At 58.1% G+C, this 23250-nt stretch carries 17 protein-coding genes; 12 read left to right on the top strand and 5 right to left on the bottom strand.

Annotation, left to right across the window (positions count from 1 at the left end; translation table 11 throughout):
- The first annotated feature begins 336 nt into the window (after nt 1–336).
- Both hemH and ACHZBF_RS12175 read left to right on the top strand, forming a co-directional pair.
- Nucleotides 337–1356, top strand: coding sequence for a ferrochelatase (gene hemH / locus ACHZBF_RS12170; RefSeq protein ID WP_321528589.1), 1020 nt, complete (start codon nt 337–339; stop codon nt 1354–1356).
- Between the two features lie 131 nt (nt 1357–1487).
- Nucleotides 1488–2666, top strand: coding sequence for a methyl-accepting chemotaxis protein (locus ACHZBF_RS12175; protein ID WP_321528590.1), 1179 nt, complete (start codon nt 1488–1490; stop codon nt 2664–2666).
- 91 nt (nt 2667–2757) lie between these two features.
- Here ACHZBF_RS12175 and ACHZBF_RS12180 read toward each other — a convergent pair whose 3' ends face one another.
- From ACHZBF_RS12180 to ACHZBF_RS12195, 4 genes are all read right to left on the bottom strand, one after another.
- On the bottom strand, nt 2758–4029 hold the full coding sequence (locus ACHZBF_RS12180; RefSeq protein ID WP_029133492.1) for an NAD(P)/FAD-dependent oxidoreductase: 1272 nt from the start codon (nt 4027–4029) through the stop codon (nt 2758–2760).
- A 252-nt stretch (nt 4030–4281) separates the two neighbouring features.
- Nucleotides 4282–4851 (bottom strand): hemerythrin domain-containing protein, encoded by a 570-nt coding sequence (locus ACHZBF_RS12185; RefSeq protein ID WP_321528591.1) that lies wholly within the window; start codon nt 4849–4851, stop codon nt 4282–4284.
- A gap of 214 nt (nt 4852–5065) precedes the next feature.
- Nucleotides 5066–6808 (bottom strand): potassium channel family protein, encoded by a 1743-nt coding sequence (locus ACHZBF_RS12190; protein ID WP_321528592.1) that lies wholly within the window; start codon nt 6806–6808, stop codon nt 5066–5068.
- 15 nt (nt 6809–6823) lie between these two features.
- Entirely contained in the window at nt 6824–7207 is a 384-nt protein-coding gene (locus tag ACHZBF_RS12195) for a DUF6394 family protein (protein ID WP_321528593.1), read from the bottom strand.
- 255 nt (nt 7208–7462) lie between these two features.
- Between ACHZBF_RS12195 and ACHZBF_RS12200 the strand changes: the two genes are divergently transcribed.
- From ACHZBF_RS12200 to ACHZBF_RS12225, 6 genes are all read left to right on the top strand, one after another.
- On the top strand, nt 7463–7663 hold the full coding sequence (locus ACHZBF_RS12200) for a hypothetical protein (RefSeq protein WP_037375218.1): 201 nt from the start codon (nt 7463–7465) through the stop codon (nt 7661–7663).
- On the top strand, nt 7653–10622 hold the full coding sequence (locus ACHZBF_RS12205; protein ID WP_321528594.1) for a sensor histidine kinase: 2970 nt from the start codon (nt 7653–7655) through the stop codon (nt 10620–10622). Before ACHZBF_RS12200 ends, ACHZBF_RS12205 begins: the two co-directional genes overlap by 11 nt.
- Nucleotides 10600–11955: a sigma-54-dependent transcriptional regulator gene (locus ACHZBF_RS12210; protein WP_273439708.1), complete on the top strand. Its 1356-nt coding sequence runs from the start codon at nt 10600–10602 to the stop codon at nt 11953–11955. Before ACHZBF_RS12205 ends, ACHZBF_RS12210 begins: the two co-directional genes overlap by 23 nt.
- 231 nt (nt 11956–12186) lie before the next feature.
- The gene (locus tag ACHZBF_RS12215) at nt 12187–14172 is read left to right on the top strand and encodes a sodium:solute symporter family protein (RefSeq protein WP_029133498.1); all 1986 of its coding nucleotides are present in this window, start codon (nt 12187–12189) and stop codon (nt 14170–14172) included.
- A 218-nt stretch (nt 14173–14390) separates the two neighbouring features.
- Nucleotides 14391–14624, top strand: a complete 234-nt coding sequence (locus ACHZBF_RS12220; protein WP_029133499.1) for a hypothetical protein — start codon at nt 14391–14393, stop codon at nt 14622–14624.
- Complete coding sequence (locus tag ACHZBF_RS12225; protein ID WP_321528595.1) at nt 14617–15312, top strand: hypothetical protein; 696 nt, start codon at nt 14617–14619, stop codon at nt 15310–15312. Before ACHZBF_RS12220 ends, ACHZBF_RS12225 begins: the two co-directional genes overlap by 8 nt.
- 68 nt (nt 15313–15380) lie before the next feature.
- Here ACHZBF_RS12225 and ACHZBF_RS12230 read toward each other — a convergent pair whose 3' ends face one another.
- A complete protein-coding gene (locus ACHZBF_RS12230; protein WP_169720399.1) occupies nt 15381–15545 on the bottom strand; it encodes a hypothetical protein in 165 nt (54 codons plus the stop codon).
- Between the two features lie 120 nt (nt 15546–15665).
- Between ACHZBF_RS12230 and ACHZBF_RS12235 the strand changes: the two genes are divergently transcribed.
- The 4 genes from ACHZBF_RS12235 (at nt 15666) to ACHZBF_RS12250 (ending at nt 23129) form a co-directional block, all read left to right on the top strand.
- Entirely contained in the window at nt 15666–17546 is a 1881-nt protein-coding gene (locus tag ACHZBF_RS12235) for a putative nucleotidyltransferase substrate binding domain-containing protein (RefSeq protein WP_321528596.1), read from the top strand.
- A gap of 128 nt (nt 17547–17674) precedes the next feature.
- Nucleotides 17675–18403 (top strand): 3'-5' exonuclease, encoded by a 729-nt coding sequence (locus ACHZBF_RS12240; RefSeq protein WP_288103414.1) that lies wholly within the window; start codon nt 17675–17677, stop codon nt 18401–18403.
- 119 nt (nt 18404–18522) lie between these two features.
- Nucleotides 18523–20463 carry an acetate--CoA ligase gene (gene acs, locus ACHZBF_RS12245; RefSeq protein ID WP_029133502.1) on the top strand — a complete coding sequence of 647 codons (1941 nt, stop codon included), beginning with the start codon at nt 18523–18525 and terminating at the stop codon, nt 20461–20463.
- A gap of 326 nt (nt 20464–20789) precedes the next feature.
- On the top strand, nt 20790–23129 hold the full coding sequence (locus ACHZBF_RS12250; RefSeq protein ID WP_029133503.1) for an alpha/beta hydrolase: 2340 nt from the start codon (nt 20790–20792) through the stop codon (nt 23127–23129).
- Nucleotides 23130–23250 lie beyond the last annotated feature (121 nt).

Here is a 23250-nt window from a genome sequence, read left to right on the forward strand (position 1 = left end):
CGGCAGCCGCCGTCATGGGCGGTGCATGCATCATACACCGCCTCTATCATCCACTGGCGAACTTGAGCCGTAATTTGACAAAGCCACTCCTACCGCTACGCTTGGCCGCCGAAGAGGGGGTTGACCTGTAGGAGGCCCGCCCCGGGCCGAATTCGCGGCGAGGCGCCGCTCCTACCGGGCGTATCGCCAAACCAAAACAACACCAACACATAATTGGGACAGAGCCTTTATAAACCTGACCTGCGCTGAATCTAGAACTGACTGTCTAGGCATTGCACCACCCTGGACGAATAGGGGATCATAGGCCGGACTTTCCACGGCCACCTGAAGCAGCGCATGAGATTTCACGGACCTGCCCCCGACAACCGCACACCTCCCTGCACCGGCATCCTGATCACTAACCTGGGAACTCCCGATTCACCCTCGGTCGCTGATGTCAGACGCTATCTGCGGGAATTTCTCAGTGATCCCCGGGTAGTGGAGTTTCCCCGGCTCCTCTGGTGGCTGGTACTCAACGGCATCATTCTGCGCATCCGTCCGAAACGCTCAGCGGCCGCCTACCGCAAGGTCTGGACCGACCAGGGATCGCCCCTGCTGGTCATCTCCAGGGAGATTGCCGGCGCACTGCAGCAGACCCTCGAACAGCGGCTCGACGGCCCGGTCAAGGTGGTGCTGGCAATGCGTTATGGCTCACCATCCATCGCTGACGGGCTGGAGTCCCTGCGCCAGGCCAACGCCCAACGGATACTGGTGTTGCCGCTCTATCCGCAGTATTCCGCCACCACTACCGCATCCACATTTGATGAGATCAGCCGGGTACTGCGACAGTGGCGCTGGCTTCCCGAGCTCCGCTTCATCAATCACTACCATAATGACCCCGGTTATATCGACGCCCTGGCGGAGAGCGTAAGTGATTTTTCCCGGAACCATGGGAAGCCTGACCGACTGCTACTGTCGTTTCACGGCATTCCCCAAGCCTATGCCGACCAGGGTGATCCCTACGCCGAACAGTGCCAGATCACCGCAACGCGGCTGGCCGCCGCGCTGGACCTGTCACCGGAACAGTGGGCCATCACCTTCCAGTCGCAGGTCGGGCGACAGGCCTGGCTTCAGCCCTATACCGATGAAACCCTGAAACAGTGGGGCGCCGGCGGGATCAAACGGGTCCATGTGATCTGCCCCGGCTTTCCGGCCGACTGCCTGGAGACCCTGGAGGAGATAGGCGAAGAGAATCGGGAATACTTCCTCTCCGCCGGGGGGAAAGAGTACCACTACATCCCCGCACTGAATGACGGTCAGCGACACATCGAAGCACTGGCCGATCTTGTGCAAAGACACCAGTGGCGGGACAGCTGATCCGGACCGACCAAAAGAGATTGACATAGATAAAATTATCTGATGCATCAGTACAATTTATCTGAAAAACATTAAAGATCACAGTCAGTTAGCCGATATCTGGTTACCCAATAATAATCAGGTAACCGTCTATGAAGCCAAGTATTCTCCGTACGCTCTTCATCACCTATATGGGATTCGGTCTAATAATGGGGTTGCTCTTTCCCCTGTATGCGCAGTTTTTTGTCGAATGGAAACCTGGCATGCAGCTCTGGTTCAATATCGGTTGCATCATTGCCGGTCTGACTATAGGTATCGCCAACTACTGGGTGTGCAAACAGGTGCTGCTGCGCCGCCTGCAGCGCATATCCGAGGTGGCACAGGCCATCAGCAATAACGACATAAGCCATCAGTGCACCCTGGTCAGTCATGATCTGATCGGAGAGATTATCAACAGCTTCAACCAGATGGGCGCCAACCTGCGTGACATGATCGGCCGAATTGGCAGTTCCACTCACGCACTGGACGAGAACACCCAGCAACTCGCCGGAATCGCCGAGCAGGGTCGTGAGAAGGCCGCGCAACAGCAGGTGGAGAGCCGACAGGCGGTCCAGGCCATTGATGAAATCAGCGACAGCATCCACCAGGTATCCGAAATGGCGGTTGAAGTCGCCGGCTCCTCCGGCCAGGTCGACCAGTTTGCCAAAGAAAGCACCCTGATCGCCACTGAAGCCATCGGGTCCATCTCTGCATTGATTGCCGACATGAATAAAGCGGGAGATGTGATCAGCCAAGTGGATGAGAAGAGCGCCAGCATCGGCATGGTCATGGACGTGATCCGCAACATCGCCGAGCAGACCAATCTGCTGGCATTGAATGCGGCCATCGAAGCGGCCCGCGCCGGAGAACAGGGCCGCGGGTTCGCCGTGGTTGCCGACGAGGTACGCACCCTGGCAACACGCACCCAGGAGTCCACCGAGGAGATCGAAAAAATCATCGGCCAGTTGCAGACGGGTTCCCGATCAGCAGTGAATGTGATGGATAACGCACGCAGCCGGGCGATACAGACGGAAGAGCATTTCGAACGCGCGGCGGAACTGCTGGCGGAAATTGCCGGAGCCATCTCCTCGGTAACCCTGATCAGTAACAACCTGTCCACGGCCACCGCCTCACAGAACGCACTCATTGGGACAATCAAGGATCATATGGAGCAGATCAACGAATCCTCCCAGGACACCTCCCAAGGCGCCCTGCTGGTTGCCGAGTCGAGTAATCGGCTGAGCCATCAGGCACATGAACTGAGGGAGATGCTGGAGCAGTTCAGACACTGAGGCGACCCTTCCCGACTGGAGCCACTCCTACCTGATCAAGCCAAAAAAAAAAGCCCGGTCATCGCCGGGCTTTTTTTGCGCTTGAGGCCGGTTACTTCAATTTACCTATACCCAGCATCTTGAGGATGTACTTCTCATAGATCGGCTCGGACGTGCCCTTTTTCATCTTGCGGATGAAATACTTCTCGAAGGCGATCTTGGCCATATGCACCCATTTGCCTTTCTTGAACCAGGCCACATTCCTGGGCGGGATCTGCGGCAAGGCCACAAAGGCGGCGCCGGTATCACCCATGTCCGCCAGACAGATGGCATTCCAGGTAGCGTTGGTCGAAAGCTCGCGCCCGGCCAGTTCATCCGCAATGTTATGCACAATGGCCGTGACCATGGACTCGATCATATAGCCGGTCTTGGGGGCGCCGGTCGGTACCGCCGTCGCTTCAACCGGCGGGATGGCGATACAGACGCCGGCCGAGTAAATATTCGGATAGGTCGGATTTCTCTGGTGGCTATCCACGAAGACGAATCCGCGCGGGTTACACAGCCCTTCCACATTGGCCACCGCATCCACTCCCTTGAACGAGGGAAGCATCATGGAGTACTTGAAGTCCAGCTCATGATTCTTCACCAGATGGCCACTGTCGTCATACTGCTCGATGTGCATCTTGCCCGCCTCAACCTTGGTCACCTTGGCATTGGTGATCCAGTTGATATGGTGAGCGCGCAAGTCGGACTCCAGGAAGCCCTTGGAGTCACCCACGCCGCCCAGGCCGAGGTGGCCGATATAAGGCTCGGAGGTCACATAGGTCATGGGCACCTTGTCGCGCATCTTACGCTTGCGCAGGTCCGCATCCATGATAAAGGAGAATTCGTAGGCGGGCCCAAAACAGCTGGCAAAGGGCATGGCGCCAATAATCACATGACCCGGATCGTCGAGTAATTGCTGGTAGGCGTCGTAAGCATCCAAAGCGTGATCCACGGTACAGATCGACTTGGTGTTGCCAACCACCGGCCCCGCACCTTCCACCTCTTCAAAAAACAGCTTCGGCCCGGTAGCGATGACCAGGTAGTCATAGCTGACCACTTCGCCATCCGCCATCTCAAGGGTATTGTTTTCGGCATTGATCTTGTCACAACGCTTGGCAATAAAGCCGATGCCCTTGCGTTCCAGATGGGGACGGATATCGAACGTAACACTGGCCCGATCACGCCAGCCGACGGCCACCCAGGGATTTGAAGGTGTAAACTGAAACTCCTCCCGCTCGTTGATTACCGTGACCTGATGATCTTTACCCAGGGTCTCTTTCAATTCGTAGGCACAGGGCATACCCCCGGTACCTGCACCCAATACAACGATATGAGCCATACTCTCTTCCTCCCAAGGAACGCGCTATTACCAATTTCCCCATTTACCGCTGGCAGCCCAAGGGACTGAACAATCATCCTGTCAACTCGGGCTTGTGTTTTAGCCCTCGTTACAGATTGCTCAATCCGACCGGATGCACATCGGCATTCAAAACAGACGGATTCTGCTCCTGAACCCCCGTAGATAAAGCCTGTTGTAATAAATAATCATCGGACAATTGCCGTGAATCGGTGGCCTGCTCTTGCGAATCCGTCAACCGGCCGCCGGCGTCTCGCCCTGTTCAACTCTGCTCAGATATTCGAACAGGGTCTGAAAACGGATCTTGTCGGGCTTATCAAACACCGGATCATCGTGATTGGGCGATTGTTCAATGATTGACGCCCAATCCTGTTCCCGCAGCACGCTATCCAGCAGGGGAAAGGCTTCCTGCTCTTCCAACGCAATGTGCTGGCGCTGCAGCGCGATAAATTCCCGTCCCTGCACCTCCAGTTCGTCCCGCGGCATCACTCCACCCTGGTAGATATTTTCCAGAGAATAGCGAAAGGTACGAGTCAGTTGCGCCAGCTCCTGATGCTGTTGCATCAGTCGGTCCAGCAGGTCCGCCTGTTCATCCACCAGGGGTTTGGCCACGCTGAACATCACATTCTCCAGGGGATGATGCCCCTGGTCCGCGTAGGCCTCCATGTACTCCAACAGCTCGATTTTCAGATCAAAATCCGATTCACGCCCCGCCAGAAACTGATCGAGCTGGGACGTCAAAAGATCAAGAATTCTTTCCAAATTCCTATGATCTTTCTGTAGTTTTTCCAATAGATAATGCATGGGATGCCTCCATATAACAAGCCAAGAATCGAGTAATTTGGGTATAAGTATTTTTTACCGCCCCATAAAATCTGTTCCAGCTTCCCGAACGCAAACAGCACGCAGGGGTCACCCGCGAACTGGCCGGTGCTTTATCCGGGCCTGTGAGATAGATCCATCCTAACCCATCTTTGTCCGACAAACCTCACCAAATGGACCGGGGAGAGTTACGGGATCAACCTTCGCCATGATCCTGTGATATCTGTTTATCATTTGACGTGGAATTGCCACCACGCCTTATTCGCCGCCAGATCCAACCGGCCGAGACGATCTCGCCGGTAAGAATATACTTCAGTGCGTGATAGTTCTGCAGACACCAATCCATCCGGTCACGGGCCGAATGGCGACCACAAAACAGTAATCGGTCGCCCGCTTTCAATACCAGATCATCGGCAGGCAGCACCAGGCGCTGCCCCTCCCGCTTGAGTAAAAGACAAATGGCCGGCAGGGAGCGGGTACGCTCGCCCGGGTCGGATAACAGATGGGGAAGGGTCACTTTGCGCCCTTTCATCACCGCGTCATAAACCGCCAGTGCCTCCTCTTTATCCAGTAGCACCTCCCAGATGGCGGGATTTTCACTCCCCACCAGCCGGTGGAGTCTCTCCACCAGCTCCCGCGCCCACTCATCATGCTGATGCAGGGCGAGACTGGTGAACTGATAAAGCAACGGGGTGCCCAGCAAGACCCGGATACGGTTGGCAATAATGGCACTCGGATGCATCACCATATCGGCCTGTACCGCATCGACAATGGCCTGATTCTCCTTGTGATTCTGGCGCAGAATCACAAACAGATCCGACCGCAGTTGCCGGGCGGTCATAATAATGGAGAGGTTGTTGGCGTCGTTGTCGGTCCCGGCGACCAGGCCGACGGCCCGGTCTATACCGGCTTCCAACAGGGTATCCGCCTCGGTGCCCCGACCCAGCACAAACCCCGTTTCCGGCATGCCGGTCATTTCGGGTTTGGACTCGATCACCACCGGCTCGATCCCCTCGCTCTTCAGCCGGCGATAAATTGCCCGGCCGAATCGGCCAAAACCACAGATAATCCAGCGCCCTGTCGTCGGCGGGTAGATCGGCGCTTCCGGCAGTCGCCGCTCACCAGTCAACCAACTGTGCAGCAGATAAAGCCCCGGCGCCTGCAGGGCGGTGGCCAGATGATTGGCGAAGGTGTCAAAGGGGTTGATGATGTAATCGGTACCAAACGAGGCCATGTTCTCTTCAACATCATGAGAATCGGAACGGCAGATCACCTTGATCTCGGGGTGCAGCAGCTTACTGGTAATGGCAACCTTCAGATTCACCTCGTTCACATTGGTGAGCGCCACCACCCCCTTGCAACGGGCATGTTTCAGGCCGGCCTCCAGCAGGCACTTGGGACGGGACGCATCACCCTGCAATGCCGGCACGTATTGCCGCAGATTCTCCAGTTGCAGCATATTGACGCGATCGGGATCGATATCAATCACCACCACCGAACGATCCCTTTCAGTCAGCGCATAAGTCAGGGCACTACCGGTTTCACCATATCCGCACACCAGATAGAAATCCTCCCGCATTCGACGAACGCGGCGGGCAAAGCGGCTTTCGGTCAATGCCTGCTGAAAGGTCTTGTCCTGAACCAGGGAGAGCAGGGTCCCGAGAGCGTAGATCCAGACCACGACGGTGGCGTAGAGGGAAAAAGTGACCCAGAGTCGCTGAGCATCGGTAAAGGGATAGGGAATTTCACCAAAACCGATGGTTGTAGCCATAAAACTGACAAAATAGAAGGCGTGGAAAAAATCCATGAACCAGACATTTCCGGCGTCATCCTGTCCCGGCATCAGGGTCAGGCCCAAGATGGCAACCGCATAGGTCAGCACCAGCGTCAGCAGGGGCTGACGCATGCGGCGGAAGATGAGGAAAAAAATGCTGTGCATGAGTGCCAGCCGGGACTAACGTCGCAGCATCACGGTCTCGATCACCAGCAGGACCACCGAAATCACATTGGCCAACATGGCGCCGCCCGATAGCGAGACGATGCTGGCCATCATCGCCGGGGTCATGCCACCGCCGGAAGCGTGTTCGACAACCGCCCAAATCAGCGCGGCGGCCAGCAGTTGCATCACCGCTACCAGACTGGTGGCCAGTAACACCGCTCCCATTTGGGTCCGGTCACCAAACTTGAGCAGCGTGGCAATCAGATTGACCACCACCACGGCAAACAACTCATACACATGGTGGTGGTCGGGGTTATCGATCTCCCCCACAAAAAAACCAAAATTCAGCGTCAGCGCCAAAACAATAAAAAAACCAAACACCACCTTTTCAGGATTCATCGACTCCCCTCATCTCACCGGTTGAACCTGCCCAATACAGCCCTGTTTCCGTCCGCAGCGGCTCAGCGCCACCTGCCGATCATACGATCTGTGTTCATCGGCACCAAGTCTTGTATTGAAACCAATGGCCCCGCTGTCGCCTGCCACAGGCTCAGTGGCGCCCACGGCGCGCCCCATGCCAGGGGCATTCCTGAAACAGGCCAGGCCGCACCCGCCCAAGTTGTTACTATTGGTAACAACTGGTACTCTTGCCGGATGCAAAAGCACCCGGATCCGATCAGGTTAAGAGAGAGTGCGCTGTTACTGGCGCTTTTTGCCCTCTTTCTCTTCGCTTCGCCACTGACGGCATGGTGGGCGGACGACCGGGCCCACTGGCTGATGCCCTACGCCCTGTGGCTGTTTGTTATTTTGCTGGGCGCCTGGTTACGCCGACGATACCCACACCATGACGTATGACCTGGAGATCCTGTTCGGGGCCAGTCTGTTCTACCTGCTGCTGCTCTTCTTCGTCGCCTATGTCACCGACAGCGGTCTGGTGCCGGATCGCTGGACCGACAATGCGCCGGTCTACGTCCTCTCACTTGGCGTCTACGCCACCTCCTGGACCTACTACGGCAGCGTCGGTTTTGCCGACAGCGAAGGCTACCAGTTCCTGACCGTCTATCTGGGCGTCACCATCGCCTTTATTCTGAGTCCGGTGTTGCTGCAGCCGTTGCTGCGGCTGACCCGTGAATACCAGCTCACTTCGCTGGCCGATCTGCTCGCCTTTCGCTATCGCAGTCAACTCGGTGGCGTGCTGGTTACCCTGTTCATGCTGCTCGGCTCCCTACCCTATATCGCCCTGCAGATCCGCGCCGTCACCACCTCAATCCAGGTGCTGACCCACGATGACATCCCGCAGCTGCTGGCACTCGGCTTCTGCGGCATGCTGACCCTGTTCTCCATCCTGTTCGGCGCCCGGCACATTTCGCCCCGTGAGAAACATCGCGGCCTGGTGGCAGCCATCGCCTTCGAGTCACTGGTAAAAATTGTCGCCATGCTGGTGGTGGGATACTTTGCCATTTTCGGTGTTTTCTCCGGACCCGAATCCCTCAACCAGTATCTGACGGACCACCCGGAGGCACTGCAAAAGCTGTACGAACCGGTGCGGGAAGGCCCCTGGACCACCCTGCTGTTTCTCTCATTCTGCGCCGCCTTCCTGCTGCCGCGACAGTTCCACATGACCTTCACGGAAAATCTGTCGATGCGCTCCCTGGCGACGGCAAGCTGGGCGTTTCCACTGTTTCTGCTGTTGCTGAATCTCGCCATCCCGCCCATCCTGTGGGCGGGGGAGTATCTGCAACTGGATATGGATGCCGACTATTACGTGCTCGGCATCACCCTGAGCAAGGGTCCCACCTGGCTGCCGATCCTGGCCTTTATCGGCGGCGTCTCCGCCGCCAGCGCCATGGTGATCGTATCCACCCTGGCCCTCTCCTCCATGTGCCTGAACCATCTGTTGTTGCCGGCCAGCTACCCCGATCCCAAGGTGGATCTCTATCGCTGGCTGCTGTGGGGACGGCGCCTGCTGATCGGCCTGATCATCTTCGCCGGTTACATCTTTTACGAAGTGCTGGAACACAACCAGGGACTGGTGCAGTTGGGGCTGATCTCCTTTGTCGCCGTCGCCCAGTTTCTGCCCGGTATTATCGGCCTGCTCTACTGGCGCCGCGCGACCCGCGAGGGATTTATCGTCGGGCTGCTCGGTGGCATTACCATCTGGATCATTACCCTGCTGCTGCCACTGCTGGAAAAATCGGGCTTTATCAGCACCGGCATCGATCTGCCGGCCATGCGCGATACCGCCGGACTGGATCAGTGGCAGTTCTCCACCTTCTGGTCGCTGGCCTGCAACGGCCTGCTGTTCGCCATCATCTCCCTGATGACCCGACAGTCTCCCGAAGAGGAGGAGACCGCCTTTGCCTGCCGTAGCGAGGTAGCCATCATGGCCCCGATGAGCGGCACACTGATGGCCGGTTCCCCCACCCAGTTTGCCGAAGGACTGGCGGTCATGCTGGGGCGGGAAGCGGCCGAGATGGAGGTCGACCAGGCGCTGGAAGACCTGCAACTGGATCGCAATGAAACCCGCCCCCGCGAACTGAAACGGCTCAGGCAACGGATCGAGCGCAACCTCTCAGGCCTGTTGGGACCGGCCATGGCCCACATGATCATCAACCAGCAACTGAAGGTCGATGCCGACGCAAAGACCGCGCTGGCCGACTCGATCCGCCACATGGAGGAGCGGATGGAGCAGTCCCGCAGCAAACTGAAGGGCCTGACCGCCGATCTGGACGCGCTGCGCCGCTACCACCGGCAGATCCTGCTCGACCTGCCCCTGGGGGTCTGTGCGGTCGATCCGGACCACACCGTGGTCACCTGGAACCTGGCACTTGAGGTGATGAGCGGCGTACCCAGCAACGAGGCCACCGGGCGCAAGCTCTCCACCCTGACCCAGCCCTGGGGTGAGCTGCTGGCCGGCTTTGCCCTGGCCCAGGATGAGCATATTCACCATATGGAAGTGCCGATCAACAACCGACCCCACTGGTTCAACCTGCACAAGGCGGCCATTCTCGACCCCGATCTGCCACGTTACCGGACCGGACCACGCAGCGGCCTGGTGCTGCTGCTGGAAGACCTGACCGACCTGGAAACCCTGGAGGCCGAACTGGCGCACAGTGACCGGCTCGCTTCGATCGGCAAGCTCGCCGCCGGTGTTGCGCATGAGATCGGCAACCCGGTCTCCGGTATCGCCTCCCTGGCCCAGAACCTGCTGGAAGAGCGGGACGAAGCGACCACCCACGAGAGTATCGAGGCGATACTGCAGCAGACCCGGCGCATCAGCAGTATCGTCCACTCACTCATGAGCTACAGCCGCAGTGGACGCATTGGCCTCAATTTCGAAATCTTCAATCTCAACGAGATCATGGAAGAGGCGATCCAGCTGGTGGGCCTGACCCGTGCCGGCAAGCATGTCGCCTTCAGCAACAGCAGCCCAGACGATCTGGCCATGAAAGGGGATCGCCAGCGACTGGCCCAGGTGATGGTCAATCTGCTGACCAATGCCTGTGACGCCTCAAAGCCGGGCGACCGGGTGGAGATATTCGCCTTTGCCTCCCAAGCCCGGATACAGATCGAGGTGATGGACCAGGGAGAAGGCATACCGGATGAAGTTCGGGATGAGATATTCGAACCCTTCTTCACCACCAAGGAGGCCGGCAAGGGAACCGGACTGGGGCTGCCCATGGTGGCCAAGATCATTGATGAACACGACGGCAGTATTGAAATTGACTCGGCGCCGGGGATCGGCACCCGGGTAATTATTCAACTGCCCCAACACATGGACCATAAACGTCATGAGTCAAATACTGGTTATTGAAGACGAATCGGTCATCCGCAACGCCGTGGACCGACTTCTCACCCGCAGAGGCTACAAGGTAAACACAGCCGAATCGGTCGAGGAAGCGGAACAGAAATACGACCTGAAGAGCTTCAACCTGATACTCACCGATGTACGGCTGCCGGGCGTACCCGGTACCGATGTGATCAATCGCGCACCGGGCGTCCCGGTGCTGATCATGACCAGTTACGCCAGCGTACGCTCGGCAGTGGATTCCATGAAACAGGGGGCGATCGACTACATCGCCAAGCCGTTCGATCACGATGAACTGGTGATGCTGATCGAACGCACCCTGAAACAGGAGAAGCTGGGCAGAAAGACCGAGGTACTGAAATCAGATCTGGACAAATCCTATCCGGTCGACGGTATGGTGGGAAAGTGTCCGGCGATGCAGGAGGTGTGTCGGCGGGTCACCAAGGTAGCCCCCACCGACACCACCGTGCTGATCCTCGGTGAGTCCGGTACCGGCAAGGAACTGGTGGCGCGCGCCCTGCACGAGCAGAGTCTGCGCAAGGACGCGCCAATCGTCACCGTCAACTGCGCCGCCATTCCGGAAACCCTGATCGAATCGGAGCTGTTCGGCCACGAGAAAGGCGCCTTCACCGGGGCCGACGCCTCCAGAACCGGACTGATCGAAGCCGCAGAGGGGGGCACCCTGTTTCTGGATGAGATCGGTGAACTGCCCCTGGCGGCCCAGGCGCGATTGCTGCGGGTGTTGCAGAACGGCGAGATCCGCCGGGTCGGTTCCGAGCAGTCACGACTGGTGGATGTGCGCCTGATCGCCGCTACCCATCGGGACCTGAAACAGCGCGTCCAGGAGGGCGAATTCCGCAGTGACCTCTACTTCCGCCTGCGGGTGGTGGAGCTCAACCTGCCGCCGCTCAGAGAGCGGGGGCACGATGTGGTGGAACTGGCCATATTTCTGCTGGAGAAGACCCGCAAACAGCTCAACCGCTCCCCCATGACCCTGAATCAGTCCGCCATTGAAACCATCACCACCTACGGCTGGCCGGGCAACGTGCGGGAACTGGAAAACGCCCTGGAGCGGGCGGTCATCCTGTGCGAAGAGGATGTCATCACCCCGGACCTGCTGGCCATCGAGAGCGCCCATTCAGCCGCCAGTCAAACGGCCAGCCTGAATCCGGCAAGCGCTGACCTGTCGCTGGAGGAGTATTTCCGCCAGTTCGTGCTGGAGAATCAGGAACAGCTGACCGAAACAGAACTGGCCAAACGGCTCGGCATCAGCCGCAAGGCGCTGTGGGAGAGAAGGCAGCGGTTCGACATCCCTAGAAGCAAGAAGGGCGGCGGCTGAGACTGTCTGTTACCGAACCACACAGAATTGTCACTTATGGTAACGGGCAGGGGTAACACAGGCGTCATGAAATTGGCCAAGTCATTGAGCTCAATAGCTTTAATTACCGGCACATTTCTCGCATAATACCGACTGTTTTGAATCCCGGACAAGCGTTCCACGCCGAAACAGATTCAAAGAACAGAAATAATAACACCACTTGATTTTTACTACTGAGGGGGAATACGACCAATGGACGCAAAGGTTGTCTGGTTGTTTGTATTCGTTGCGCTTTACTGGTCCTACTGCATATTCTGGGGTATCAAGGGCGCGCTGTCGGCCAAGACCGCCAGCGATTATTTCGTCGCCGGACGGCAGATATCGCTCTGGGTGTTCATCCTCGCCGCCACCGCCACGTCGTTTTCCGGGTGGACCTTCATGGGACACCCCGGCCTGATCTACCGGGACGGTTTTCAGTACGCCTACGCTTCCTTCTATGCCATCACCATCCCTTTCACCGGCGTGCTCTTTCTCAAGCGCCAATGGATGCTGGGCAAACGCTTCGGATTCATCACTCCAGGCGAAATGATGGCCTACTACTTCCGTTCCGACATGATCCGCATCCTGGTGGTACTGGTGGCGCTGATCTTCTCGGTGCCCTATCTCGGTATCCAGTTGCGCGCCTCCGGCTTCCTGTTCAACGTGCTCACCGATGACATGCTGAGCACCACGGTCGGCATGTGGCTGCTCTCTATCGTGGTGATCATCTATGTCGCCTCCGGTGGCCTGCGGGCGGTAGCCTATGTCGATTCCGCCCAGGCGATCCTGCTGGGGGGCGGTATTGCGGTGATCGGCATTATCGCCCTGCACGATATCGGCGGATTCACCCGTCTCAATCAGGGCATTGCCGCGCTGACCCAGATCGACCCGGCCACCGGCAAGGCCATGTTCGGCAAGACCACGCCGGACGGCTACAGCGCCTACATCGCCATCCCCGGCGTTATCCAGTTCAGTGCGGGCCTCGGCACCGACAGCGCGCCGATCGGCGGAGCCTGGACCGGCGTGATGATACTGACCTACATGTTCGGCCTGATGGGCATACAGTCGGCACCGGCCTTCTCGATGTGGGCCTTTGGCAACAAGAGTCCGGAACCATTCGCTCCACAGCAGGTATGGGCCTCCTCCCTGGTGATCGGCTTTATCCTCATGTTTTTCACCGCCATTCAGGGTATCGGCGCCCACTTCCTTGGCGCCGATACCGAATTCATGACCCGCTTCCCCGACCTGGTCAACAATGTCATGGGCGCCGGTCTGGGCGGGATCGACCTGATGCAATCCGAGGGCAGGGGCGACATGCTGGTACCGCAACTGGTCTATCTGATGTCCGAGACCGCCCCCTGGATGGTGGGCCTGCTGTCGGTCTGCGCCCTGGCCGCCATGCAGTCCACCGGCGCCGCCTATATGTCCACCGCAGGCGGCATGCTGACCCGCGACCTGCTGAAGCGCTTTATCATCCCCAATGCCAGCCATGCCCAGCAGAAGCTGTACGGCCGCCTCGGCGTTATCCTGATTGTCATCGCCGCGCTGGTGGTCGCCACGACCTCGACCGACGCACTGGTGCTGCTGGGCGGACTGGCCGTGGCCTACGGCTTCCAGATGTGGCCGGCCCTGATCGCCGTCTGCTGGTGGCCCTATCTGACCCGGCAGGGCGTCACCGTCGGTCTGATCGCCGGACTGATCGCGGTCACCCTGACCGAGAGCATCGGCGCTGAATTCATGCCCTGGGGCCGCTGGCCGATGACCCTGCACTCCGCCTTCTGGGGCATCCTGTTCAATTTCAGCCTGACAATCATCATCTCTGCCATGACCCAGAACAGCAGCGAGCGCGAGCACCGAATGGTGTTCCACAACTTTCTGCACGACCACGCTTCGCTCGCTCCCGAGAAGCGCGGTCTCATCCCGGCCGCCTGGATTCTCACCCTGGTCTGGTTTTTCTTCGGCATCGGACCCGGCGCGGTGATCGGCAACTGGATATTCGGCGACCCCACCAATGCCGCTACCTGGACCTTCGGCATGCCCTCGATCTGGGCCTGGCAACTGCTCTGGTGGCTACTCGGGGTCGCCATGATGTGGTTTCTCGCCTATCACATGGAACTCTCCACCGTGCCGCACAAGGAGGTGGTGGCACTGCATGAGGATATCGGCGATATCCAGCTGGACCTGGACAAACCGGGCTGAGACAGGCCTGCTCACCGACGCCATCGCCGCCCGCGGCGTCAGGCGGGAATGAAGATTTATATCATCAGTTTCGTAGGGTGGATAAGCCGGTAGGCGCATCCACCAAGGCAATGGTGAATGTGCTGTCGCCTCTCCACCCTACGAAAGTACTTTATCAAACTAAGGTAGTACCAGATTGGAGCGGAAGCCCCGGCAGGGGCCAAGAGCTGAATCAGACAATGAATCCGATGTTCTATCTCTGGGTCGCACTGCTGGCAGTGCTGCTGTTCTTTCCGGTCAGCAACATCATCTGGGTCACCAGTGTGCGCCGGCTGCAGCGAAAACTGGGCAGGGAACTGGCCACGGAAGAGCTGCGCGGACAAAAAAACCGGGCGCGTTTTATCAGTCTCCCTCTGGTGACACTGTTTTCCTGGTTTTTCAATCTGTCGATTTCCGGTGCGGCCCATGGGTGAGAAGACCTACCGGGTACTGCGCTACACGGCAATTGTTCTCACGGTTGGGTGGATAGGCTGGACACTCTACGACAGCGGCCCGGGTGAATCGACAGCGCTGGGACGGGAGCTGGCGGCGGCCGGCAGATATCTGGAGGATGGCGAACTCGAGCAGGCACTGGGCCTCTTCAGCAGGATCTCCACGGAGCAGCCGGACAATATCGGCGCACTGCGGGGCAAGGCACAGGCACTGATGCGTATCGGCATACGCCAGTCCGTCGATGCCGGACGACTGAACCCGGCCAAGCAAGCATTTGACATCGACAGACTGCAACGGGAATCAAACCAGCAGCTGCGGCTGGCCCTGGCTCTTTATGACCAATCGATTGATCGCGAGACTGCACGGGGAACAACCGAATCGAATCGGCGCGCACTGGGCGTCGCCTTCGCCAATCGCGGCATCCTCAAGGATCAGTTGGGTGACTATGCCGGGGCACTGTCCGATTACCGGGAGGGTTTGCGCCTGGAACCCGAGCTGGCGGAAGGACCGGGATTTCTCACCCGGTTTCTACGCAATCAGTCCGAGCGGCCGCCCAGCATAGCAGATCGCGCCCGCTACCTGGCCGAGCAGCTGGCGAAGCCGCCAGCGGAGCGGTTGATGCGGGTCCCGGAACAGGACCACCAGCAACGCGCGTATCTTCTTGAATAGCGCTGCTGCTCCGGATGGTGGTCAGGCCAGGCCCGCCCTCGGGCCGATTCGCGGCGAGGGCGCCGCTCCTACAATAACATGAGGATATCGACAAACAGGACACGGATAAAAAACAGCAGGGCAATCGCACCGAACAGCAGATGGCCGATATCGTTTCCGCCATCTTCATTGCGATGGGTCAGGGCGTGCCAGGCAATCACGGCGGTAACCAGCAGGAAGATCCAATCGATCAATTGTGCACCTTCATCGACGGAGGTCGAAAATCAACGGGAAGGGAAAAATAGCAGTTTTCGCTCACCGGTAACAGCGCCGGCGAGGGCCGACAGTAAGGATTAAAGACAAAAAACCAACGCATGAAACAGCAGAGAGAAACAGTCACCACCGAGCAGATACTTGCCGCCACCCGCACCTTCAGGGATGTCCCGATGGAGACCCTGCGAGCACTGGTGGCCTGTGCGAGCCGGCGCGTCCTGCCCGGCGGGGTGGCCCTGTTTCGTCCCGGCGAAGCGTACAAGAAGGAGATCTACATCCTGTTGGACGGCAGTGTGGTGATGCACCGCCCCACCGGGCGCCAGGACACGGTGCTGCCGGGCGATCTGATCGGTCTGGCCAACTATCTCGACAAGAACGATTACACCACCAAGACCATAGCCACCAGCCAGTCGGAGATCCTGGCGATTCCGGAAGATCGCTTCAAGACACTCGAAGAGACACAGCCGGAGCTGTTCAATGCACTCAACCGGGTAATCGCCACCAAACTCCGGGAGCGCAGCCCGGACCGCTCCATATCCACCGGCGTGCTGGCCCAGCCGGTCACCCGGGTGATGCACTCACCCGTCGCCTCCTGCACCCCGGAAACCACCCTGCAGGAAGCCTTCGGCATCATGAAGGCGCGCAAAATCGGCAGCCTGGTGGTCACCGACGACCAGGGCCTGCTGCGCGGCGTACTCACCTATGCCGGACTGGCTGAAGCGGTGATGCTCAATGGCGCGGAACCGGAGAACCGGGTAACCCAGGTGGCAGCAGAGACCCCCCGCGTGATCGACCCCGAAACCGCCCTCTGGGAGGCGGAGGAGATCATGAAGCGGCACAGCGCCAAGTATCTGATCGTACTGGAGGATCAGTGCCCCATCGGCATCGTCTCCCAGACCGATATCCTGCGCATCCTTATCTCGCGCCCCAGCACCCTGACCAACCGGTTCCGCGAAGCCGACAGCATCAAGGAGCTGGCGGGTCTGACACCGTTGCTGGTGGACGCCGCCATCGATATCCAGGAGACCAACCACCGTCCCAGCAGCGCGGTCCGACTGCTCAGCGAGTACCACCTGATCGCCCAGCGCAGGGCGGTGGAACTAACCCTGCGCTGGATGGAGACCAGGGATCTGGGCAAGGCGCCGGTCGGTTTCAGTGTGCTGATCATGGGCTCCGGCGGGCGGCTGGAGATGTTGCTCAATCCGGACCAGGATAACGGCATTATCATTGAAGACACCCCAATCAGTGAAAGCAAGGCGGTCAAGGAGTGGTTCGATCATTTCTGTAACCGACTGAATCTGAACCTTGATCGCATCGGCTACCCGCTCTGCCCTGGCGCCATCATGGCGCGCAATTCGCTCTATAACAAAACCCTGTCGAAATGGAAGCAACAGATCAGCCATATCGCGGACCATCCCACCGAGAAGGCGGCACGCTGGTCCAATGTGGTATTTGATTTCGACACCCTGTACGGCGACGACTCCCTGACCACGGAACTGCGCCGCCATGCGTTGACCGAACTGAAGGAGAAACCGCGGCTATTGAAGATGATGTCGGATCACGACGCCGAGGGAAAACCCGCTATCGGCTTCTTTAATCAATTGGTTACCATGAAGGACGATCAGGGTGAATATATCGATATCAAGCGCAACGGCTTGCGGATTATTGCCGACGCCGCGCGCATTTTCTCCCTGCAGAATGGTATCGCAGCACAGAACACCACCGATCGGCTGAATGCATTGATGCGCGTGGGAAAGCTATCCACCGATTTCAAGGACTCTGTGCAGGAGGCGTTTGAGGAGCTGCTGGACCTGCTGCTGACGCACCAGATCGAACAGGGAAAATCGGGCAGGGAATTGAACAAGCTGATCAATCCGGAGCGCCTCTCCCCACAGTCACGCAGCACCCTGCGCATGGCGATGCGGGCGGTTAAACGATTTCAGGAGCAACTGCAGGACGACTACGCAACAGATATATTCTAAAAACATGAGGAGTGGCGGAAACAGCCGACCAGCAGTTTTGGTGACATCAATCCGTTCCGGCCCATGGCCTGAAACACTGTAAAAAATACGGATATTGTGTCGCATCGGACAGGGGATGCCGAATAGATATGGCAAGTGAACAACTCGGTGAGTTATTTGGAAGAATACATGCGGGATTCCGGCGCACCCTGAGCAAGGGCGCACTGCTGTCCGATCCGGGGATGCTGGCATTGCATAGACGCCTGCTGTCAGTCGATCCGAAAAAGCTGGTAACCCGGCCGCTGGAGGAGACCCGGTTTGTCGTGCTGGACACCGAGACCACCGGGCTGCAGGCCTATGCCGGAGACGAGATCTGTTCCATTGCCCTGATCGAGATGCAGGGTTTTGAACTGACCGGCCGGGAGTTCAATACATTGATATTTCCAGGGCGCAAGATTCCGGCCGCCTCGACCCGGATTCATCATCTGACCGATGCGGATGTGAAGGACGCGCCGCTGATCGAAGAGGTGATGCTGGAGATTGCCGATTTTATCGGCGAGAGTGTGCTGGTCGGGCATCATATCGGATTCGATATCCGGTTTCTGAACAGGATTCTGCAGCGGGAGTTGCTTTGCCATTTGAAACATCCATGGTTAGATACCATGCTACTCTATCTGGTTCATACCGGCCGGGTTGGACACTACACACTGGAAGAGGTCGCCGACTACGCGAAAGTAGAGGTACAGGGAAGGCACACTGCGCGGGGTGACGCCATCACCACCGCCGAAGTATTCAGAAGAATCGCAGCAGTATTGACGGAATACAACAATCCGGTGGACAAGTTGATTCACCGGCAATATGAATTGGGACATTTTTAATATTTCCGATAACCGGATGATCCATGGATCATCCCAAGCAGTTCAGCAGAGCAACTACACTAAATGAGAGAAGCGACCGAACCGTCGGTCAATGTAATTTAAAGAAAAGGAGACAAGCCATGTCCGAAGAGAAAGTCTATCCGGTAAGTGCTGAGACAGCTGCGCATGCCCACATTAATGCGGCCAAATACCAGGAGATGTATCAGCGCTCAGTGAAAGACCCGGATGGTTTCTGGGGCGATGCCGCGGAGGAGTTTCTTACCTGGTCGAAAAAGTGGGACAAGGTGAGTGATTGGGATTTCAATGAGGCCAACATCAAGTGGTTTCAAGGCGGCAAGCTGAATGTCTCCTACAACTGCCTGGACCGCCATCTGGAGACCCGTGGCGACCAGACCGCCCTCATCTGGGAGAGTGACAATCCCAATGAGGACAAAAAGATCAGCTACCGCGAACTGCATACTGAAGTGTGCAAATTCGCCAATGTGCTGAAGGATCGTGGGGTCAAGAAAGGCGATCGCGTCTGTATCTACATGCCCATGATCCTGGAGGCAGCCGTGGCGATGCTGGCCTGTACCCGTATCGGTGCGGTGCACTCCATTGTATTCGGCGGCTTCTCACCCGATGCCCTCTCCAGCCGCATCCTGGACTCCGACTGCCAGACCCTGATCACCTCGGATGAGTCGGTGCGTGGCGGCAAGAATGTCCCGCTCAAGGCCAACGCCGACATCGCCCTGGAAGATTGCCCCAATGTTCGGACCTGCGTGGTGGTCAAGCGCACCGGCGGCAAGGTAGCCTGGAAAGAGGGCCGGGACATCTACTATCACGACGCCATGGCCAACGCCTCCGCCACTTGCGAGCCTGAGGAGATGGACGCGGAAGATCCCCTGTTCATCCTCTACACCTCCGGCTCCACCGGACAACCCAAGGGGGTACTTCACACCACCGGCGGTTATCTGCTGTTCGCCGCCATGACCCACAAGTACACCTTCGATTACAAGGAGGGGGAGGTCTACTGGTGTACCGCGGATGTAGGCTGGGTCACCGGTCACACCTATATCGTCTATGGACCACTGGCCAACGGTGCCATCAGCCTGATGTTTGAAGGTATTCCCACCTATCCCGATGCCGGACGCTTCTGGGCAGTATGCGAAAAACACAAGGTCAACACCTTCTACACCGCACCCACCGCCATCCGCGCCCTGATGCGGGTTGGTGAAGAGCCGGTGAAAAAGCATGACCTCTCCTCGTTGCGCCTGCTCGGTTCCGTGGGTGAGCCGATCAACCCGGAAGCCTGGGAGTGGTACTACCGTGTGGTTGGCGGCGAGCGCTGCCCGATCGTCGACACCTGGTGGCAGACCGAGACCGGCGGACATCTGATCACCCCGCTGCCCGGCGCCACCGACCTGAAACCGGGCTCTGCCTCCATGCCGTTCTTCGGGGTGGTGCCGGCAATTGTTGATGCCACCACCGGAGAGGTACTGGAAGGTGAGTGCGAAGGTGCCCTGATCATGACACGTCCCTGGCCCGGCATGATGCGTTCGGTCTATGGCGATCATCAGCGCTTCAAGGATACCTACTTCTCCCAGTACCCCGGCAACTACTTCACCGGGGACGGTGCACGCCGCGACAAGGATGGCTACTACTGGATCACCGGCCGTATCGACGATGTGCTGAACGTCTCCGGCCACCGCCTGGGTACCGCCGAAATCGAGTCAGCCCTGGTCCTGCACGAAAAGGTGGCCGAGGCTGCAGTGGTGGGCTATCCCCATGACATCACCGGTCAGGGCATCTATGCCTACGTCACGCCGATGGCCGGTGTTGAACCGACCGACGAACTGAAGGCCGAACTGGTCAAACTGGTGCGCGACGAGATCGGGCCGATCGCCAAGATCAACCTGATCCAGTGGGCACCCGGCCTGCCCAAAACCCGCTCCGGAAAGATCATGCGTCGCATTCTGCGCAAGGTAGCCTGCAACGAGATCGACACCCTGGGCGACACCTCTACCCTGGCCGATCCCGGTGTGGTGGATGATCTGATCGAGAATCGTGCCAACAAGTAATTCCGGCGCGCATGACCGAGACAGGGCGGCCCCGGCAACGGGGCCGCCTTTTTTTGGGTTTCAGCCAGTCAACAAAGAGCCATAAGGCGCCCCGTGGTCGCCGGGGATCGTTTCACCGACCACCCTGGTCAACCGGGACCGGGCTTGTTCGATCAAACCTTTCTCTCCTCCCCCATTAGCGCACTCCCTCCGCCACGACAGCAGACACGGCACTCATCAAGGCCTATACTTTTTGCTATAAAACAATCGGGAGAGTCAGCCTTGAGCGGTATCACTTTGTTTACAGGAACTCAGCGGCCAAGGCATCCGTGTCAGGGGGGACCGGTTTGACGGATCGGCAGGACGAAGTAAAAATCAATATCTCCACCTACCAATGGTCGGTGCGCATCTTTTCCACCATCAAGCGGCTGTTAAGCGTCAATATCAAGATGCATCACGACCGGGGGCAGGTGGCCGAGGGCGAGATCTTTCTGTTCAATCACTTCGCCCGATTTGAAACCTTCATCCCCCAGTATCTGATCTATCAGGAAACCGGAGCCTATTGCCGCGCAATTGCTTCCAGCGAGTTTTTCGCCGGGGATGACACCCTGGCCAACTATCTGCTCAACGTGGGCGCCGTGCCACACAACCATCCGCGGCTGATACCCTATCTGGCGGAGGAGATCCTGCGCGGGTACAAGGTGATTATTTTCCCCGAAGGCGGCATGGTAAAGGACCGGCGATCCCAGGATAAACGGGGCGGTTACAGCATCTATTCGCGCACCGCCCTGGAACGCAGAAAACACCATACCGGCGCAGCGGTATTGTCACTGGCGGTGGATATTCTTAAACAGTCGATACAGCTCGCCTTTGAACAGGACAATCAGTCACTCATCAGCCACTGGATGAACAAGCTGGAGTTTGCGACACCAGAGGCTCTGCAGTCGGCGGTAGAGCGGCCCTCCACCATTGTGCCGGCAAACATCACATTCTATCCGATGCGGGTCAGCGACAATCTGCTGCACAGCGGATTTGAACTGATCAATCGCGGCATCAGTCGCCGCCTCTCGGAAGAACTGCTGATCGAAGGCAACATACTGCTGAAAAACACCGACATGGATATCCACCTGGGGGATATGCTGTACAGCCGGGATTACTGGAGCTGGTGGGTCCGGCCGATCGTTAAACAGTTAGCCCCGAACATGGAATCGCTGGATGAACTGCTGAGCCGTGAGGCATCCCAGCGGACGTTGAAACATCGCCTGCTCACCAGTCGTCTGCGCCAGAATGCCCTGCGCCTGCGCAACGACTACATGAAAGCGATCTACAGCGAGGTGACCATCAACCTGAGTCATCTGGCGGCACTGATCATCTACCGGCTGCTGGAGCAGGGACAGCAGGCGGTTGATGTGAACCTGTTCCATCGTATGCTCTATCTGGCCGTCAAGTCCGTGCAGAGGCTGCCCCGGATCAATCTGCAGCGCAGTCTCAAAAACCCCGACTGTTATAGCGAGCTGATGATGGGCCAGTGTGCCGGCCTCGATCAGTTCTTCCTTACGGCCGCACAACTGGAGTTGATCGAGCAGGAAGGCGGCCACTACCTGTTTATGCCCAAGTTGTGCCAGGAGCATGAATTCGATCAGATCCGGCTTGAGAACATGATCGAGGTCTATGCCAACGAAGCGCGCCCGGTTGCCGGCATGAACGAGGCGATCGACAGGGTAATCAGCCGCGCGGAAACGACCGGTCCGGTGCAGCTTGCCGAGCTCTATTTTGATGATGAGCGAATGGCCTATCAATGGGACAAAGCCAGCTTTTCCAAGCCGCGGCACCAGGAGGTGAACAGCCGGGAGACGGCCACCCGGAGCGCCGATCCATTCCTGATTCTGCCGGAAAAGCCCAACCGCCTGGGTGTTGTACTGGTACACGGGTTCCTTGCCTCACCGGCCGAGGTCAGGCTGTTTGCCGAAAAGCTGGGACATCTGGGATTCGCCGTCATCGGTCCACGGCTGAAGGGGCACGGTACCTCACCCTGGGATCTGCGCGAACGCAGCTGGGAAGATTGGCTCACTTCGGTACAGCGGGCCTACCGCATCATGCAGAGCTATTGTGACGATATCTGTCTGGTCGGCTTCTCCACCGGCGGTGCCCTTGCACTGCTGCAGGCGGCCGAACAGCCGGACGGACTGGCCGGTGTGGTGGCCATCTCAACACCGGTCAAGTTCCGCAACAAAAATATGATATTCGTGCCACTGGTGCATCATGCCAACAAGCTGGTGAGCTGGCTGCGCGCCTATGAAGGGATCATGCCGTTTCGTCCAAACGACACCGAACACCCGGACATCAACTACAGCACCATGCCAGTACACTCCCTGTTCGAGCTGCGCCTGATGGTCAACCAGCTGGTAAAGCGCCTGCAGGATGTACACTGCCCTGCCCTGATCATCCAGGGTGACGAGGACCCCGTGGTGGTACCAGACAGTGCAAACCGGGTTTATGACAAAATCAGCAGCAAGCTGAAACGGCTAGAGTTCGTGCACTCACAGCGGCACGGCATTCTGAACGAGAATATTGACAATACCCAGGGAGTCGTTATCCAGTATCTGAAAATTCTGGAAGAGAGTCTGGTCAGCGCATCCACAGAACAGGAGGCATTGCCGGCAATTGAGCCGCCGCTGACCATTTGATGTATTATGGGTTTCCCTCGAGAATGGATAATCTTAGTGCGTAGAGTGGGGCACGTCGTCTATGCACACCCTGGTTGCTTGTCGAAGACCGAATCGTTACTCCCCAAAAAATAAAACAATG

Source organism: Sedimenticola selenatireducens, from assembly GCF_963675335.2.
In the GTDB taxonomy this organism is placed as follows: domain Bacteria; phylum Pseudomonadota; class Gammaproteobacteria; order Chromatiales; family Chromatiaceae; genus Sedimenticola; species Sedimenticola selenatireducens.